The sequence below is a fragment of the Collimonas sp. PA-H2 genome, from assembly GCF_002564105.1.
Classification (GTDB): Bacteria; Pseudomonadota; Gammaproteobacteria; order Burkholderiales; family Burkholderiaceae_D; genus Collimonas.
The window spans coordinates 4,012,032-4,027,945 of sequence record NZ_PDBX01000001.1; the positions used below are offsets into that span (position 1 = coordinate 4,012,032).

Sequence of the window (15,914 nt, forward strand, 5' to 3'; positions counted from 1 at the left end):
CTGTCTGGAGAACCACCATGTTACTGATCACCTGCCCTTGGTGCGGGCCGCGCGCCGAGAGTGAGTTCCATTGCGGCGGCGAAGCCGATATCGCTCGTCCGCTGGACACCGAAAACCTGAGCGACGAAGCCTGGGGCGACTACCTGTTCATGCGCAAGAATCCGCGCGGCGTGCACCGCGAGCAGTGGGTGCACAACCAGGGCTGCCGGCGCTGGTTCATGGCCGAGCGCGATACCGTCACTTACGAATTCCTCAGCTACAGCAAGTTCGAAACCAAGCCTGCCGCCGACGGCACGGGAGCCTAAGATGAGCCAACTGACGAATCAGACACACAGGCTGGCGAGCGGCGGCCGCGTCGACCGCGCCGTTCCCCTGACGTTTACCTTCAACGGCAAAAGTTACCAGGGTTTTCAGGGCGATACGCTGGCCTCCGCGCTGCTGGCCAACGGCGTGCATTTCGTCGCGCGCAGCTGGAAATATCATCGTCCGCGCGGCATCGTCACGGCCGGCGTGGAAGAGCCGAATGCACTGGTGCAGCTGGAAAGCGGCGCCTTCACCGTGCCTAACGCCCGCGCCACGGAAATCGAGCTGTACCAGGGTTTGAGCGCGACCAGCGTCAACGCCAGCCCCAGCATCGAAAACGACCGCATGGCGATCAACCAGCTATTTGCCCGTTTCATTCCGGCCGGCTTCTATTACAAGACTTTCAAGTGGCCGCGCAGTTGGTGGGGCAAATATGAAGAAGTGATACGCGAAGCCGCCGGTTTCGGCAAGGCGCCGACAGAGCTCGATCCGGACCGCTATGAAAAAACCTATGCCCATTGCGACGTGCTGGTGGCCGGCGCCGGCCCGGCCGGCCTGGCGGCGGCGTGGGTGGCGGCGCAATCCGGCGCGCGGGTAGTGCTGGTCGACGATCAGTCGGAACTGGGCGGCAGCCTGCTGTCGGGGCCGGCGCTGATCGACGGCTTGCCGGCCGCCGCATGGGTAGCGAAAATCAGCGCAGAATTGCAGGCCTTCCCGGAAGTGACGATTTTGTCGCGCAGCACGGCATTCGGCTACCAGGATCACAACCTGGTGACCGTAACCCAGCGCCTGAGCGAGCATCTGCCGCTGGCGCAGCGGGGCGGCAAGGTGCGCGAGCGCCTGTGGAAGGTGCGCGCCAAGCACGTGATATTGGCCACCGGCGCTCATGAGCGGCCTATCGTGTTCGGCAATAACGATCTGCCCGGCATCATGCTGGCCTCGGCGGTGTCGACCTATATCCATCGCTATGGCGTGCTGCCAGGACGCAGGGTGGTGATCTTTGCCAACAATGACGACGCCTACCAGACCGCTCTCGACTTAAGGAGCAACGGCGCCGCAGTGACCGTGGTCGATCCGCGCGCTGCCAGCAACAGTAGCCTGCCGGCAGCCGCCAAACGGCAGGGCGTCAGCATCATTAATGACGCGGTAGTGGTGACTGCGCATGGCAGCCGCCACGTCAAGAAGGTGGAAGTCGCCGCGCATAGTGATGGCGTGCCGGGGCAGTTCATCACATCGCTTGCCTGCGACTTGCTGGGCGTTTCCGGCGGCTGGAATCCGGTCATCCATCTGTTCGCCCAGTCCGGCGGCAAGGCGCACTGGAACAATGAAAAAGCCTGCTTTGTCCCAGGCTCGGCGATGCAAAAGGAAACCAGCGCCGGCGCCGCCAACGGTGATTTCAGCCTGGCTGGCGCCTTGCGCGATGGCGCCCTGGCGGCGCAGCAGGCTGTCGAGTCGGCTGGCTTGAAGCCGGTGGCGCTGCCGAACTGGAAAGTGGCGGAATTGTCGGAAGCGCCGATCATGCCGCTGTGGCTGGTGGGCGACCGCAAACAGGTCGGACGCGGCCCCAAGCAGTTCGTCGATTACCAGAACGACGTCTCCGCTGCCGATATCTATCTGGCCGCGCGCGAGGGCTATCACTCGGTCGAACACGTCAAACGCTACACCGCGCTCGGCTTCGGCACCGACCAGGGCAAGCTTGGCAATATCAACGGCATGGCGATCCTGGCTGAGGTGCTGGGCAAGAGCATCCCGCAAACCGGCACCACGACTTTCCGTCCGAACTACACGCCGGTGAGCTTCGGCACGGTGGCCGGGCGCGAACTGGGCGAGTTCCTGACGCCTATCCGCAAGACCTGCATCCATCCCTGGCATCTGGAGCAGGGCGCCTTGTTTGAAGATGTCGGCAACTGGAAGCGCCCTTGGTACTACCCGCGCGGACAGGAAGATCTGCATGCGGCGGTGTCGCGCGAATGCCTGGCGGCGCGCAACAGCGTCGGCATCCTTGATGCTTCCACCCTGGGCAAGATCGATGTGCAAGGACCGGATGCCGTCACACTGCTGAACTGGATGTATACCAATCCCTGGAAGAAGCTGGAAGTCGGCAAGTGCCGCTACGGCCTGATGCTGGATGAGAACGGCATGGTGTTCGACGACGGCGTCACGGTGCGCCTGGGCGAGCAGCATTTCCTGATGAGCACCACCACCGGCGGCGCGGCGCGCGTGCTGGACTGGATGGAGCGCTGGCTGCAGACCGAATGGCCGCACCTGAAGGTCAACCTGACGTCGGTGACCGATCATTTCGCCACCTTTGCAGTAGTGGGGCCGAACGCCCGCCGGGTGCTGCAGAAAGTCTGCAAGGATATCGATTTCTCCAACGAGAAATTTCCCTTCATGTCGTTTCGCGAAGGCAGCATCAACAGCGTCTTCACCCGCATCATGCGCATCAGCTTTTCCGGCGAACTGTCGTATGAAGTGAACGTGCCGGCCAATATGGGGCGGGCGATCTGGGACGCCATCATCGAAGCCGGCAAGGAATTCGACATCACGCCTTACGGTACCGAAACCATGCACGTGCTGCGCGCCGAGAAGGGCTACATCATCGTCGGCCAGGATACCGACGGTTCGGTCACGCCATTCGACCTTGGCATGGGCGGCCTGGTCGCCAAGTCTAAGGATTTCCTCGGCAAACGCTCGCTGTCGCGCTCGGATACCGCTGGCGAAAACCGCAAGCAGCTGGTGGGCCTGCTCAGCGAAGACAAGGATTTCGTGCTGCCGGAAGGAAGCCAGATCCTGGCCGAGCCAAGCAATGAGCCGACCGCCACTATGATAGGGCATGTGACGTCTAGTTATTTCAGCCCGATCCTGCAGCGCTCGATCGCCTTCGCGCTGATCAAGGGTGGCCTCGGCAAGATGGGGCAGGAAGTCAGCATTCCGCTGGTGAACGGGCGCAACCTTGCCGCCAAGATCAGCAGCCTGGTGTTCTACGATGCAGAAGGAGTCCGTCAACATGTTGAATGAAACCCAGCTTTTTCAGGTGCAGCAGGAATCGCCATTGGCGGAACTGGGACAGTTGCTGGCGCCGCTCACGGCAGGCGCTAACCAGCCGGTCCAGCTGGAAGAGAAACCTTTCCTGGAACTGATCAATATCAAGGGCGATGCTGGCTCAGCGAGCTTCCTGCGGGCAGTCAAGAATCTCACTGGCGCAACATTGCCGCTGCAGCCGAACACGATTGCCGAAAGCGAACAGTTCGTCATCTACTGGCTGGCGCCGAACGAATGGCTGATCCAGTCCAGGCAGCCGCGCCTGCCTGCGCTGTGCGCCGACCTGGCCGGCGCGCTGGCGGCAGAGTTTGCTTCGGTGGTGGATGTCAGTAGCGGCAACACCAGCCTGCTGCTGAGCGGCGCGAAGGCGCGCGCAGTCTTGCAGAAGGGCTGCCCGCTGGATTTCCATGCCGGCGTCTTCAAGGTGGGCCAATGCGCCCAGAGCCACTACTTCAAGGCCGGCGTCTTGCTTCGTCCTTTGGCCGACGGCGCCTATGAGCTGATCATCCGCCGCAGCTTTGCCGATTATTTTGGCCGGATCCTGCTTGACGCCTGTCAGGAGTATTTTTGATGAAAAACGAGAACATCGCCAGCGGCGTACGCTGGCAGATCTTTGTCGAGGGCTTGGCGGCGATGACCAGTGTCGGGTTGCATCCGCATGAGCATGTAAAGCCGCAGGCGGTTGAACTGGACATCGAACTGTCGTACAAAACCGGCGGTAGCGGCATGCGCGATGACGATGCTGCCGCGGTGATCGACTATGATCATTATTGCGGCGTGGTCACCGCCTTTCTGCAAGCCAAGCCGCATACCAGACTGCTGGAGACGCTGGCCTCCGAAGTGGCCAGCCTGTCGTTCCGCGAATTCCCCATGCTGGATGAAATACGGGTGGCGATCCACAAGCCGAAGATCCGCCCTAACACCGCCCGTCTGGGTGTAGCCTCAAACTGGACGCGTTGGAGTTATGAAACCCTGCTTGTCTTGCATCCCTTGGAAAACGGCGTCGCAGCCTGAGTACACAAGGCCAGCGGATAAGGACGGTCCCCACGGCGGAGCGGGGCCGCTGCAATCCATCTATCGCGTCATTAGATATTCAGCAAGCGCGTGGTAGGCGGGTAAGGACGTGCTATCTATATCCGGCGCATTGGCCGCCGTCTTGTTTGAAGCCAATCGGGCGACGACCATTTTAGCTGTGGGGTCGATATAGATCGCTTGTCCATGAACGCCGCGCGCCATATACGCGCCGTGCTTGTTGTGCGATATCCACCACATGTTGCGATAGCTCCATCCCGGCAGGGTCGGATAGCCGGCGGCGGCAAAGCGCTCCTTGTCGCCGCCTTTGCGAATATCTGCCACAACGGCTTTAGGCACAATTTGCTGGCCGTTGAAAAAGCCGTCAAGGCGCATTGTTTCGCCAAAGCGCGCCATGTCCCGCAGGCACAGATTCAAACCGCCGCCGGCAAATTCATTGCCGATGGTGTCAACCGAGAAATAGGCATCTTGCTCTGCTCCCAGTTTGCTCCAGATCATTTCTTGTAAATTTTCTCCCACGGATTTTTTCGTTACGCGGCGAATCACCCAGCCAAGCACATCGGTGTTAACGGTCTTGTAGGCGAAGACTTCACCGTGCTCACCTTCTTTTTCTACTGTTTCAAGGTACTCATAAAACGTTTGCGGCTCTTCGTCGCTGTAATCGGGCGGACGTGGAATCATGCTGCCGGCAAGCATATGCTTGTAAATTTCCGCATCCGGGCAGGTGTAGTCCTCGGAGTATTTGATGCCGGTAAGCATATCCAGCACTTGACGCATGGTTGCGTCGCCAAAGCCAGTTCCTTCAAGTTCTTCTATATATTCGGACACTGCCGCGGTTTCATCTATCAAGCCCTCTGCGACCAGCATGGCGCCGATAGTGCCAAAAAACGATTTGGTGACTGACATCACGACATGTTGTTTTTCAGGGGTGAGCACGCCGAAATAGCGTTCATAGACGATTTTCCCCTCGTGAAGCACGACAATGCCGTCCGTGTAGTTGGCGGCCAGCGACTGCTTCCAGGTCATCGGGCCAACGCCTACTAACGGCTGGAACGACACATTGTCTATATCCGCGTCTGCGCGTTTGTCTGCCGGTAACAGGCTGACAGGTCCGCTACCTCGCGCTACGACAGTGCTGGGAATAAATTGGCGGGAATTGGAAAACGACCAGCGAGTCTTGGGGAACGTGGAAGAGCCGCCATCCGAGAATCTGATTATTTTATCGGCAGGGGGAGGGGAGCCTACCATCCATCCCATCTTCACCGGATCCGTTTCCTCGGCATCGCCGGATTTTCGTGTGATTGGAACATCGGTGTTTTTGGCTAATGCGGAATCTGACATTTGCTATTCCTTTGTATTTTATTTTCATCGTGCTCGCGCAGCAGAAAATCAAAAATATGCACATCAATGAAAAATGGCCGGGAGCTTGCGATGAATTGAATCTGTCGGTAAAAGGCTCGAATCTGTCGATCGCCAAGGATAATTCTTCGAATCCATGGCCTTTATACCGCAATGAATTTCTCCGTACAGCTGTCAGAGTTCGCAGTAAGTCGCATGATGCGCCGCACAAAAATTACTCTCTGGATATCTTGTAGAAATCGCGGCAGGCGAGGCTCGGCGTACTTGTTTGTTTTTTTAACGTGGACGCTGCAAATTTGACCAGATTCGTCTACCATTTGCCATGAGCCGCACAATTCAAACCACAACCCCACAGAATAATTTCCTTTCCCAAAAGCATCTTCAACAGCAGAGATATCGGTCGTCGAGAAACCGAATCGATAGACATTGTGCTAATGTCGCTGCCACAGAATTTTCGTTAGCGTATCCAGGAGACCATCAATGAGCACCCCCACCACTCTTTCAGCGGCCGAGCAGGCCCTGCGCGATGCTGCGCTGGAATATCACCGCAGCCCGACGCGCGGCAAGATCGCCGTGGTGCCGACCAAGCCCTTGTCGAACCAGCGCGACCTCTCGCTGGCATATTCTCCCGGCGTGGCCTACGCCTGTCTGGCGATCCATGAAAATCCGGACCTGGCGGTGGAATATACCTCGCGCGCCAACCTGGTTGGCGTCATCACCAACGGCACCGCTGTGCTGGGCCTGGGCGATATCGGCCCGCTGGCCGGCAAGCCGGTGATGGAAGGCAAGGGCTGCCTGTTCCATAATTTCGCCGGCATCGATGTGTTCGACATCGAACTGGCCGAGCGCGATCCGGACAAGCTGGTCGAGATCATCGCGGCGCTGGAGCCGACCCTGGGCGGCATCAACCTGGAAGACATCAAGGCGCCGGAATGTTTCTACATCGAGAAGAAACTGCGCGAACGCATGAAGATCCCGGTCTTCCACGACGACCAGCATGGCACCGCCATCATTTCATCGGCGGCACTGCTGAACGGACTGGAACTGGTCAACAAGAAGATCGGCGAAGTCAAGCTGGTAGCCTCGGGCGCCGGCGCGGCGGCGATTGCCTGCCTCGACCTGATGGTCGAACTGGGTGTCAAACGCGAAAACATTTTCGTCTGCGATTCGCGTGGCGTGATCCACGACAAGCGCGAAGACAAGCTGGACGTTTCCAAGCAGCGCTACCAGCAGTCTACCGATGCGCGCACGCTGGCGGACGCGATCGTCGGCGCTGACGTTTTCCTCGGTTGTTCCGCGCCTGGCGTGCTGTCACAGGATATGGTCAAGACCATGGGCACGCAGCCTATCATCCTGGCGCTGGCCAATCCGGAACCGGAAATCCGCCCTGAGCTGGCGCTGGAAGCACGGCCGGACTGCATCATCGCCACCGGCCGTTCGGACTATCCGAACCAGGTCAACAATGTGCTGTGCTTTCCCTACATTTTCCGCGGTGCGCTGGATTGCGGCGCCACCAGCATCACCGAAGCGATGAAGGTTGCTTGCGTGCGCGAGATCGCCGACCTGACCAAGGCTGAGATCAGCGAAGAAGTGGCGTCAGCCTATGCCGGACAGGAATTGCGGTTCGGCCCGGAGTACATCATTCCGAAGCCTTTCGATTCGCGCCTGATCCTGCGCATCGCTCCCGCGGTGGCGCGCGCCGCCGAAGAGTCGGGCGTGGCGACGCGTCCGATCAAGGACATGGATGCCTATCGGCAGTCGCTGATGCGTTTCGTCAGCCACACCGGCATGTTCATGCGTCCGGTATTCCTGGCTGCACGCGGCGAGCCGCAGCGCATCGTTTACGCAGAAGGCGAAGATGAACGCGTACTGCGCGCGGTACAGATCGCGCTGGAAGAAAAGCTGGTGCGGCCTATCCTGATCGGCCGTCCGGCCGTGATCGAAGCGCGCATCAAGCGCGCCGGCCTGCGCTTGCAGGCGGGACGCGATTTCGAGCTGATCAATCCGGAAGACGACGCTCGTTTCCGCCAGTACTGGGAAGCCTATCACGAGATCAAGGCACGCGACGGCGTGACGCCGGAGATGGCAAAGTCGACCTTGCGTCGTTCGAACACCACCATCGCGTCGATGCTGGTCAAGCTGGGCGACGCCGACGGCATGTTGTGCGGCCTGGTGGGACGCTTCGACAGCCACCTGGAACACGTCAGCGACATCATTGGCTTGCGCGAGGGCGCCAAGGGTTTCGCCGCCATGAACGGCCTGGTGCTGGACAAGCACACCTTGTTCATCGCCGACACCTTCGTCAACGACGATCCGAGCGCAGAGCAGTTGGCCGACATCGCCGCCATGGCGGTGGAAGAAGTGCGCCGCTTCGGCGTACCGCCCAAGGTGGCTTTCCTGTCGCACTCGATGTTCGGTTCCAGCAACCGGCCTTCGGCCAAGAAGATGCGTGCTGCGCGCGACCTGTTCGTCAAGCGCATGCCGGATGTCGAGGCCGATGGAGAGATGCACGGCGATGCTGCCTTGAGCGCGGAATTGCGCGCCCAATACCTGCCGAAATCAACCCTGTCGGGCGACGCCAATGTGCTAATCACGCCGAACCTGGATGCCGCCAACATCCTGTTCAACGTGCTGAAGATGACCGGGGGCCAGGGCGTGACGGTGGGGCCGGTGCTGCTGGGGGCTGCTGCTCCGGTGCACATCCTGAACCCGTCGGCCACGGTGCGCCGCGTCGTCAACATGACGGCGCTGGTAGTGGCAAACGCGATTTCGGCAAAACAGAAAGCCTGAGCGGCCAGTAGTACCCGCCGCTAGAAAATCTCCGTGGCTGCATCTGCAGCGACGGAGATTTTTTTGCCTGTCCGTCTATTCTTTATCCGCTGGCGCCCATGAATTGCTCTGCCTGGATGCGTGGCCCATGATTTTAATTGTGTAAAAGATATCGATTTCCGGGTATGGCGATGCATAAAATTCAGTAACGATTTTTGATTTTCCTGAGGTAAATGTAGTCACCTGTCTATGTAGGTGGATTCCTACAATCCTTTGCGGCCTGCGCCGATATGTTTCCGCCATGGGGCACGATAAAGTCTGAATCTGCCCAATGTGGAACGATTGCCTGGGTCCAAGGCTGCGCTTGCGGGCGGCTGTTCTGGCCGGCAGCGCTGCCGCAACGCTATCAAGGATTGCTGACATGAGCTTCGCCATTGCACCCCGCATCTACTGCGTCAACCCCGCCCTGGTATCGCGCCAGGGCTGGCCCGCCTTGCTCGACCATTGCGGCGAGCTCGGATTTGATCATGTATTGCTGGCCAATACACTCAATCTTGGCCAGCACGGCGGGATCGAAGACGGGCCGCAGCTGGAACAGCTGACGGCGGCCTGCGCCGAACGCGGTTTGCGTTTGTTGCTCGACATCGTGCTCGACAGAGTCACGCCGGAAGATCCCCTGGTCGCGACCTGTCCCCACTGGTTCGATAGCAAATCCTTAGCGGATGACAGCTTGTCTGCCGGCGGCCTGCCTCTGCGCATGACGGACAGCGCCGTGCAACACGGCGTATCGGCGCTTTGGCGCAGACGCTTGCAAGCCTTGCTGGATGCCGGTGTGGCAGGCTTCGTCTGCAGCGTGCCTGCCGCGGTGCCTGTCACGCTTTGGCAGGCTTTGATGGCAGCAACCCGCGAGTATTGCAGTTCGGTCAGTTTCCTGGCCTGGACTCCTGGCGCCGCGACACCACAACTCGATCCTTTGGCTGGCGCTGGTTTCGATGCCGTTTTCTGTCCGGGAGCGTGGTGGGACTACCAGGCCACGCACTACGTGCGCGAGCAGGATAATCTGAGTGGCGACGCCACCATCATTGCTTTCCCGGAAACGCCTTTCGGTCCCCGTCTGGCGGGCCAGCTTAGCCTGACTGATGTTCCTTCGCGCCGACGGGCCAGCCTGCGCGCACTGCGCTTTGCGGCTGCCAGCGGCAACGGCATATTGATACCGATGGGTTTTGAATCCGGGTTGACCGTGCCGCTCGATACCGCACTCACGCCGGTACAGTACGACAGCCTGTGCAAGGAGGCAGAGATCGATTTGTGCGATGAAATTCAACAAGCCAATCGGTTCATTATCGACATCGGACGCTATTTTTTAGGCGCGCCGGTTGCATTGCTGCACAGTCCCGGCGGCGGACTGGCCTTGCTTCAACGCAGCACGCGCGCGGGCCTTGGCGGTCCGCGCGACGACAACGCGCGCTTGTCCTTGCTGATCGTGGTGAATCAAGATCTGTACCAGCCCTGGCAAGGCGATGTCGAGGATATTTTTAGCCGCGTTGATGGCTGCGTCGCCCAAGCCGACCTGTCGGACTGGAACGAGGGCAGGCCGGCAGCGCCGGCTCTGCCGCAAGGTCCGTTGCTGTTCGAGGCGGCTGAAATCAAGCTATGGCTGGCGCGGGCTGCACCGTCGAATGCCGATAACGGCGATAGCCGGCAAGCAGCATAAATGACTCAGGCAATGATGCAGTGCCCAGTATTTTCGTTGAGAAGCGCAATCAGCTGATCGGCGTTCAGCCGTCCTTTGCCAGCCAGCTTTTGCAGCGATTCGAAAGCGCGCACCATGCGCCGGTAGATGGAAATCGACGGCTGGTGGGAATGGATATCGCGTCCGGCGAACTTGGGGAAACGCTGCATGTCCTTGATCAGGAACGAAGCCACGTTGGCGTGTTCGAACTCGGTGTCGCTGTCGAATCCCATGAACTTTACTTCCACCTGCTGCGGCGAAATGCTGGCGGCGACCCTGTCCTGTTCCAGCGAGCGCAGCGCGGCGTAGCCGTCTTCGATGGCCGACCACATGTCGAGAATCGTCACCACCTCCTTGACGATAGGCGGATCGGAACGGGCATTGCCGTCATACAGCGCGCCATATTTCCAGCGCAAGCCCCAGGTATTGCCGCTATGCAGGGCCGACTGGACAAACTTCGGATCAAGTTCGCCGGCGATGTCCAGGTGCGCATGTACCTCGCACAGCATGGTCAGTATCAGTTTTTCAGCATCGCTCAATTCCATCGCAACTCCCGTTCAGCCAGATTTCCAGGGCGGCGGACCCGGGGCAAATAGCCTGGCGCATCTCGCGCCGTCCTCAGTCGTCCCGCATTCCTATATACTACAGAATAACTGTACGTTCATACAGTGTTAAAATACTTAAAAATGACGCTTTTTGCGGCACTGAGCCCTTGCGCCCGGAACATGAACCAAACGTTGGAAAATCGTTTCTACTACCTGGACAACTTCGTCACCGTTGTGGACTCGGTGCGCGCGCGCTATCGCCATTTGCTGAACCTGGAAGAGCAGGCCTTCGTCGATGGTTTCGGCAACTTGCCGCAAGCCTCGGCGGCATTGCTGGTGCGGATGGTAATGCGCAAGGGCGAGCTGTTCCGGCTCAGCAAGCTGCGTTACGATGAAATCGGCTGCGCCACCAGTGCGGCAGCGCCGCTGATTGCGGCGGGCTGGGTCGAGCCGCGGCCGCTGCTGGATATCGGGCAGCTGTTCCGGGTGTTGACCAAGGTCGAAATCGCGGCAGCTTTCCCGCAGCTGCGACAGGTAGCGCGCAAGAGCGAGCAGCTGGATTTCCTGCGGCAGGCAGAGGGCGGTGCGGCTGGCGTGCGCAGCCTGGAGCAGTGGTGGCCTGACGCCGCCGACGGCCTGTTGCAGCTATGCGAACCGGTGGCTACGCTGTGCGACCGCCTGCGCCTGATGTTTTTCGGTAACCTGTACCAGGACTGGTCGGAATTCGTGCTGTCCGAACTGGGTATCTTTAAATATGAACAGGTCGATCTGTCGCCTGCGGCGCAAGGTTTCAGCAGCCGTCAGGATATCGACGACTACCTGCACCTGCATGCCTGCCGCGAACGCTTTCTCGGCGGCGAGGAGCCGCATGCCGTGGTGGCGGATATATCCGCCCAGCCTTATCCGAACCCGTGGCTGGAAGAGCGTCGCGGCAAGCTGCTGTTCCAGGTCGCCCAGCACTATGAACGCAACGGCGAGCTGGCGCCGGCGCTGCGCCTGTATGCCGGCAGCAGCCGGCCCGGCGCGCGCCTGCGGGCGATCCGGGTGCTGGAGCGCTGCGGCCAGCCTGAGGCAGCATTTGCATTGGCGCAGCAGGCCGAGCAGCAGGCGGAAAGCGAAGCCGAACAGCAGCAGCTGCTGCGCGTCATGCCGCGTCTGCGGCGCGCGCTCGGCCATCCCAAATTGACGCCGTCCGTTGCTGTCAGCATCGCCCAGCACGAAATCGCCTTGCCGCGGCCCGCTCCGGGCAGCTCGGTCGAGGGTGAGCTCAGCCGCCACCTGGCGTGTGCCGATGCGCCGGCGCTGTATGTCGAAAACGCCCTGATCAATTCGCTGTTCGGCCTGTTGTTCTGGGATGCCGTGTTCGCGCCGGTGCCTGGCGCTTTCTTCCATCCGTTCCAGAGCGGCCCGGCCGATTTGCACAGTCCTGATTTCCGTTTGCGCCGGGCGCCGCAGTTCGACTCCGGCTTTGAGCTGCTGCGCAGTGGCGGCTACCGGCAGATCATCCTGCACAATTTCCGCATCAAGGAAAATACCCAGTCGCCTTTCGTGTTCTGGGGCGCCATCGATGAAGCATTGCTGGCACTGGCACTGGATTGCCTGCCGCCATTGCACTTGCAAAAATGTTTTGAGCGCATCCTGCAAGACATCAAGAGCAACCGTTCCGGCCTGCCTGATCTGATCCAGTTCTGGCCGGCGGAGAAGCGCTACCGGATGATTGAAGTCAAAGGCCCGGGCGACCGCCTGCAAGATAACCAGATCCGCTGGCTGGATTATTTTGCCCGGCATGATATCCCTGTTGCTGTGTATTACGTGCAGTGGGCCGGGGAGAGCGCGTGATGGCGACGGCCCCTACGCAATATGTGGTCGCCGTGCGCGCGCTGTGCGAATTCACGGCCAAGCAAGGCGATCTCGACCTGCGTTTCACGCCGTCGCCAACGGCGCAGGAAGGCATCACCGGCCATGCCGTGGTGGCGGCGCGCCGCGCCCCTGGCTATGAAGCGGAAGTCAGCCTGAGCGGCAGTTTTGGTCCCTTGCTGGTGCGTGGCCGTGCCGACGGCTACGATCCGCGCCTCAACCGCCTGGAAGAGGTCAAGACCTATCGCGGCGACCTCGACCGCATGCCGGACAACCATCGCCATCTGCACTGGGCGCAGGTCAGGATCTACGGCCACCTGCTGTGCCAGAGCCGTGGCCTGGATGAGCTGCAGCTGGCGCTGGTCTACTACGATATCGGCAGCCAGAAAGAGACGTTGCTGACCGAGCATCTGACGGCGGATTTGTTGCGCCAATTCTTCGAAGATCACTGCCAGCGTTTCCTGGCCTGGGCCGCACAGGAAATGGCCCATCGCACGGCGCGCGACCTGCAACTGACCGCCTTGCAGTTTCCGCATGCGGATTTCCGTCCCGGCCAGCGCGTCATGGCCGAAGCTGTCTACAAAAGCGCCGTCAGCGGCCGCTGCCTGCTGGCGCAGGCGCCGACCGGCATCGGCAAGACCATCGGCAGTTTGTTTCCGATGCTGAAAGCGAGCCCGGGCCAGGCTTTGGATAAGATCTTTTTCCTGGCGGCCAAGACTTCCGGAAGGGCGCTGGCGCTGGAAGCCGTGACGCGCATCAAGCAAAGTGCGCCGGCCTTGCCCCTGCGCGTGCTGGAACTGGTGGCCCGAGACAAGGCTTGCGAACATCCAGACAAAGCCTGCTATGGCGAATCCTGCCCCTTGGCGCAAGGCTTCTACGACCGCCTGCCGCAGGCGCGCAGCGCGGCGCTCGAAGCCGGCGCGCTGGACCGCGAGGGCCTGCGCCGGGTGGCTGCCGAACATCGTGTCTGTCCCTATTACCTGAGCCAGGAAATGGCCAGCTGGTCGGATGTCATTGTCGGCGACTACAACTACTATTTCGACATCAGCGCCATGCTGTATAGCATGGCCAGCGTCAATCAGTGGCGGGTGGGGGTGCTGGTGGACGAGGCGCACAATATGATAGACCGCGCTCGCAAGATGTATTCCGCCGAAATGGAGTACAGCCAGCTGAAAGCGCTGCGCCGCAACGCGCCACCGGCGCTCAAGCGCGGACTGGACCGGGTCAGCCGGCAATGGAACGCACTGGGCAAGGAGCAGGAAGACGACTACCTGCATTATGCGGAAATACCTGAGGCGTTTGTCGGCGCGCTGCTGCAGGCGGTGGCGGATATCAGCGACTATATGGTGGAGCATCCGGCGGCGATGGACAGCCATCTGCAGCAATTCTATTTCGATGCCTTGCACTTCACCCGCATGGCCGAACTGTTCGGCCCGCATTCCTTGTTCGACATCACGCGCCAAGGCGGGCAGGGCAGCACCCTGTGTATCCGCAATATCGTACCGGCGCCTTTCCTGGCGCCACGCTTCGCCGCGGCGCGCAGCACGGTGCTGTTTTCCGCTACCTTGAGCCCCTGGCATTTTTACAGCGATACGCTGGGCATGCCGGCCGACACCGCCTGGATCGACGTCCCTTCGCCGTTCACCGCGGACCAGCTGCAGGTGCAGCTTGTGACTGGCATCTCGACCCGCTTCCAGCACCGCGATCGTTCGCTGGCGCCTATCGTCGAGTTGATCGCGCGCCAGTACCGGCAGCAGGCCGGCAACTACCTGATGTTTTTCAGCAGCTACGATTATCTGGAAAAGGTCGCCACGCTGTTCGCGGCAGAGCATCCAGAGATTCAGCTATGGCTGCAGGCGCGCCGCATGGATGAACGGGAAAGGGACGATTTCCTGGCGCGCTTCACCGACACCTCGCAAGGGGTCGGCTTTGCGGTGCTGGGCGGCTCGTTCGCCGAGGGTATCGATCTGCCTGGCGCGCGCCTGATCGGCGCTTTCATCGCCACGCTGGGGCTGCCGCAGATCAATCCGGTCAATGAACAGATCATGCGCCGCATGGGTGAGACTTTCGGCAACGGCTATGACTACACCTATCTCTATCCCGGCATGCAAAAAGTGGTGCAGGCCGCCGGCCGGGTGATCCGCACCCAGCAGGACCGTGGCGTGGTGTATCTGATCGACGACCGCTTTGCGCGGCCGGAAATCAGGCAGCTGCTGCCGGCATGGTGGCAGGTTGCGTGAGCCGGCGGCGCCTCCGCCTTTGCTGATCTGTCAGTCGAACAGCTCTTGCCAGAAACTTTCCTTTTTCTTGGGGCGGCGGTAGTCGTTGTAATGTGAACCATGCTGCGGCGCGCGGTACTCGGGCTGCTGGCGCGGTTGCTGTTGCGGCTGCGCGCTCGCCAGTTCCTGTGCCGACTGCTGGATGATCTTGTCCAGTTCGCCGCGGTCCAGCCAGACTCCGCGGCAGCCGGGACAATAGTCGATTTCGATGCTCTGGCGCTCGCTCATGACGAGTTCCTTGTCTTTACATACCGGGCAATACATAGGCGTTCTCCATTATCTTGAAAGTTGATTGGGCCGGACGGCGCACGTCCGGCCCGCGGTTTACTCTTTGTTGACGAAGCCCAGCAACTGCAGCAGGCTGGTGAACAGGCTGAAAATCGAGACGAACAGGCTGACGGTCGCCATCACGTAATTGGTCTCGCCGCCGCGCACGATATTGTTGGTTTCAAACAAAATCATGCCGGACATCAGCAGCACGAACACCGCCGATACGGTCAGCGACAAGGCCGGGATGCTGAAGAACATTGCCGCCAGTCCCGCCACGAAAGCCACCAGCACACCCACCGTCAGCATGCCGCCCATGAAGGACAGGTCGCGCTTGGTGACCAGCGCATAGGCTGACATCCCCAGGAAAATGACGGCGGTGCCGGCCAGCGCCATCATCACAGTCAGGCCGCCGTTGGGCATGCTCAGGTACTTGCTGTAGCCCATGAAGCCGGTCAGCGCGAACACCAGCCCGACGCCCAGGCCGCGGTCACGGTACTTGGTGACCAGGAACAGCAGGCCGAAGTAGCCCGCCAGGGTGATGATGATGCCAGGCCCTGGCAGGTTCAGCGCCAGCGCGGCAGCGGCGACGATGGCGCTGAAGCCCAGGCACAGCGACAGCAGCAGATAGGTGTTGCGCAAGACCTGGCGCGCAGCACCGTCCATCACCGTGGTGGCGGCATAGCTTGCGCTGCGGTTGCGCAGGGTGTCGTAGCGGTTGTTCATGAT

13 protein-coding genes are annotated in these 15,914 nt (G+C 60.6%); 8 read left to right on the plus strand and 5 right to left on the minus strand.

Features of this window, described 5'->3' with window-relative positions:
- Nucleotides 1–17 precede the first annotated feature (17 nt).
- Genes BCF11_RS18440 through BCF11_RS18455 form a run of 4 tightly spaced genes read left to right on the plus strand, consistent with a single transcriptional unit; the run spans nucleotide 18 to nucleotide 4,359 of the window.
- Nucleotides 18–305, plus strand: a complete 288-nt coding sequence (locus tag BCF11_RS18440; protein WP_098496036.1) for a sarcosine oxidase subunit delta — start codon at nucleotides 18–20, stop codon at nucleotides 303–305.
- Between the two features lies 1 nt (nucleotide 306).
- A complete protein-coding gene (locus BCF11_RS18445; protein WP_098496037.1) occupies nucleotides 307–3,321 on the plus strand; it encodes a sarcosine oxidase subunit alpha family protein in 3,015 nt (1,004 codons plus the stop codon).
- Nucleotides 3,311–3,916 (plus strand): sarcosine oxidase subunit gamma, encoded by a 606-nt coding sequence (locus BCF11_RS18450; RefSeq protein ID WP_233212535.1) that lies wholly within the window; start codon nucleotides 3,311–3,313, stop codon nucleotides 3,914–3,916. Before BCF11_RS18445 ends, BCF11_RS18450 begins: the two co-directional genes overlap by 11 nt.
- Complete coding sequence (locus tag BCF11_RS18455; RefSeq protein WP_233212536.1) at nucleotides 3,916–4,359, plus strand: dihydroneopterin aldolase; 444 nt, start codon at nucleotides 3,916–3,918, stop codon at nucleotides 4,357–4,359. Before BCF11_RS18450 ends, BCF11_RS18455 begins: the two co-directional genes overlap by 1 nt.
- A 60-nt stretch (nucleotides 4,360–4,419) precedes the next feature.
- Here the strand turns inward: BCF11_RS18455 and BCF11_RS18460 are convergent, their stop codons facing one another.
- Nucleotides 4,420–5,718 carry a serine hydrolase gene (locus tag BCF11_RS18460; RefSeq protein WP_098496040.1) on the minus strand — a complete coding sequence of 433 codons (1,299 nt, stop codon included), beginning with the start codon at nucleotides 5,716–5,718 and terminating at the stop codon, nucleotides 4,420–4,422.
- A 498-nt stretch (nucleotides 5,719–6,216) separates the two neighbouring features.
- On the opposite strand from BCF11_RS18460, the gene BCF11_RS18470 reads away from it, so the two are divergent.
- Nucleotides 6,217–8,526, plus strand: coding sequence for an NADP-dependent malic enzyme (locus tag BCF11_RS18470; protein WP_098496042.1), 2,310 nt, complete (start codon nucleotides 6,217–6,219; stop codon nucleotides 8,524–8,526).
- 75 nt (nucleotides 8,527–8,601) lie between these two features.
- On the opposite strand, the gene BCF11_RS27655 is transcribed toward BCF11_RS18470, so the two are convergent.
- The gene (locus tag BCF11_RS27655; RefSeq protein WP_143751372.1) at nucleotides 8,602–8,928 is read right to left on the minus strand and encodes a hypothetical protein; all 327 of its coding nucleotides are present in this window, start codon (nucleotides 8,926–8,928) and stop codon (nucleotides 8,602–8,604) included.
- Here BCF11_RS27655 and BCF11_RS18475 point away from each other — a divergent pair.
- A complete protein-coding gene (locus BCF11_RS18475) occupies nucleotides 8,927–10,219 on the plus strand; it encodes a hypothetical protein (RefSeq protein ID WP_098496043.1) in 1,293 nt (430 codons plus the stop codon). The two genes, BCF11_RS27655 and BCF11_RS18475, sit on opposite strands and share 2 nt — an antisense overlap.
- A 5-nt stretch (nucleotides 10,220–10,224) precedes the next feature.
- Here the strand turns inward: BCF11_RS18475 and BCF11_RS18480 are convergent, their stop codons facing one another.
- Nucleotides 10,225–10,782, minus strand: a complete 558-nt coding sequence (locus BCF11_RS18480) for a YfbU family protein (protein ID WP_098496044.1) — start codon at nucleotides 10,780–10,782, stop codon at nucleotides 10,225–10,227.
- Nucleotides 10,783–10,962: 180 nt separating this feature from the next.
- On the opposite strand from BCF11_RS18480, the gene BCF11_RS18485 reads away from it, so the two are divergent.
- A complete protein-coding gene (locus tag BCF11_RS18485) occupies nucleotides 10,963–12,621 on the plus strand; it encodes a VRR-NUC domain-containing protein (protein WP_098496045.1) in 1,659 nt (552 codons plus the stop codon).
- Nucleotides 12,621–14,879: an ATP-dependent DNA helicase gene (locus tag BCF11_RS18490; protein ID WP_098496046.1), complete on the plus strand. Its 2,259-nt coding sequence runs from the start codon at nucleotides 12,621–12,623 to the stop codon at nucleotides 14,877–14,879. The genes BCF11_RS18485 and BCF11_RS18490 overlap by 1 nt, the downstream gene beginning before the upstream one ends.
- Before the next feature lie 30 nt (nucleotides 14,880–14,909).
- On the opposite strand, the gene BCF11_RS18495 is transcribed toward BCF11_RS18490, so the two are convergent.
- Nucleotides 14,910–15,182 carry a zf-TFIIB domain-containing protein gene (locus tag BCF11_RS18495; RefSeq protein ID WP_098496047.1) on the minus strand — a complete coding sequence of 91 codons (273 nt, stop codon included), beginning with the start codon at nucleotides 15,180–15,182 and terminating at the stop codon, nucleotides 14,910–14,912.
- Between the two features lie 60 nt (nucleotides 15,183–15,242).
- Nucleotides 15,243–15,911, minus strand: a complete 669-nt coding sequence (locus BCF11_RS18500) for a Bax inhibitor-1/YccA family protein (RefSeq protein ID WP_098496048.1) — start codon at nucleotides 15,909–15,911, stop codon at nucleotides 15,243–15,245.
- Nucleotides 15,912–15,914 lie beyond the last annotated feature (3 nt).

Coding starts and splice junctions, on each gene's coding strand:
- BCF11_RS18440 (WP_098496036.1), top strand. CDS start 18: ATGTTACTGATCACCTGCCCTTGGTGCGGGCCGCGCGCCGAGAGTGAG.
- BCF11_RS18445 (WP_098496037.1), top strand. CDS start 307: ATGAGCCAACTGACGAATCAGACACACAGGCTGGCGAGCGGCGGCCGC.
- BCF11_RS18450 (WP_233212535.1), top strand. CDS start 3,311: ATGTTGAATGAAACCCAGCTTTTTCAGGTGCAGCAGGAATCGCCATTG.
- BCF11_RS18455 (WP_233212536.1), top strand. CDS start 3,916: ATGAAAAACGAGAACATCGCCAGCGGCGTACGCTGGCAGATCTTTGTC.
- BCF11_RS18460 (WP_098496040.1), bottom strand. CDS start 5,718: ATGTCAGATTCCGCATTAGCCAAAAACACCGATGTTCCAATCACACGA.
- BCF11_RS18470 (WP_098496042.1), top strand. CDS start 6,217: ATGAGCACCCCCACCACTCTTTCAGCGGCCGAGCAGGCCCTGCGCGAT.
- BCF11_RS18475 (WP_098496043.1), top strand. CDS start 8,927: ATGAGCTTCGCCATTGCACCCCGCATCTACTGCGTCAACCCCGCCCTG.
- BCF11_RS27655 (WP_143751372.1), bottom strand. CDS start 8,928: ATGTCAGCAATCCTTGATAGCGTTGCGGCAGCGCTGCCGGCCAGAACA.
- BCF11_RS18480 (WP_098496044.1), bottom strand. CDS start 10,782: ATGGAATTGAGCGATGCTGAAAAACTGATACTGACCATGCTGTGCGAG.
- BCF11_RS18485 (WP_098496045.1), top strand. CDS start 10,963: ATGAACCAAACGTTGGAAAATCGTTTCTACTACCTGGACAACTTCGTC.
- BCF11_RS18490 (WP_098496046.1), top strand. CDS start 12,621: ATGGCGACGGCCCCTACGCAATATGTGGTCGCCGTGCGCGCGCTGTGC.
- BCF11_RS18495 (WP_098496047.1), bottom strand. CDS start 15,182: ATGTATTGCCCGGTATGTAAAGACAAGGAACTCGTCATGAGCGAGCGC.
- BCF11_RS18500 (WP_098496048.1), bottom strand. CDS start 15,911: ATGAACAACCGCTACGACACCCTGCGCAACCGCAGCGCAAGCTATGCC.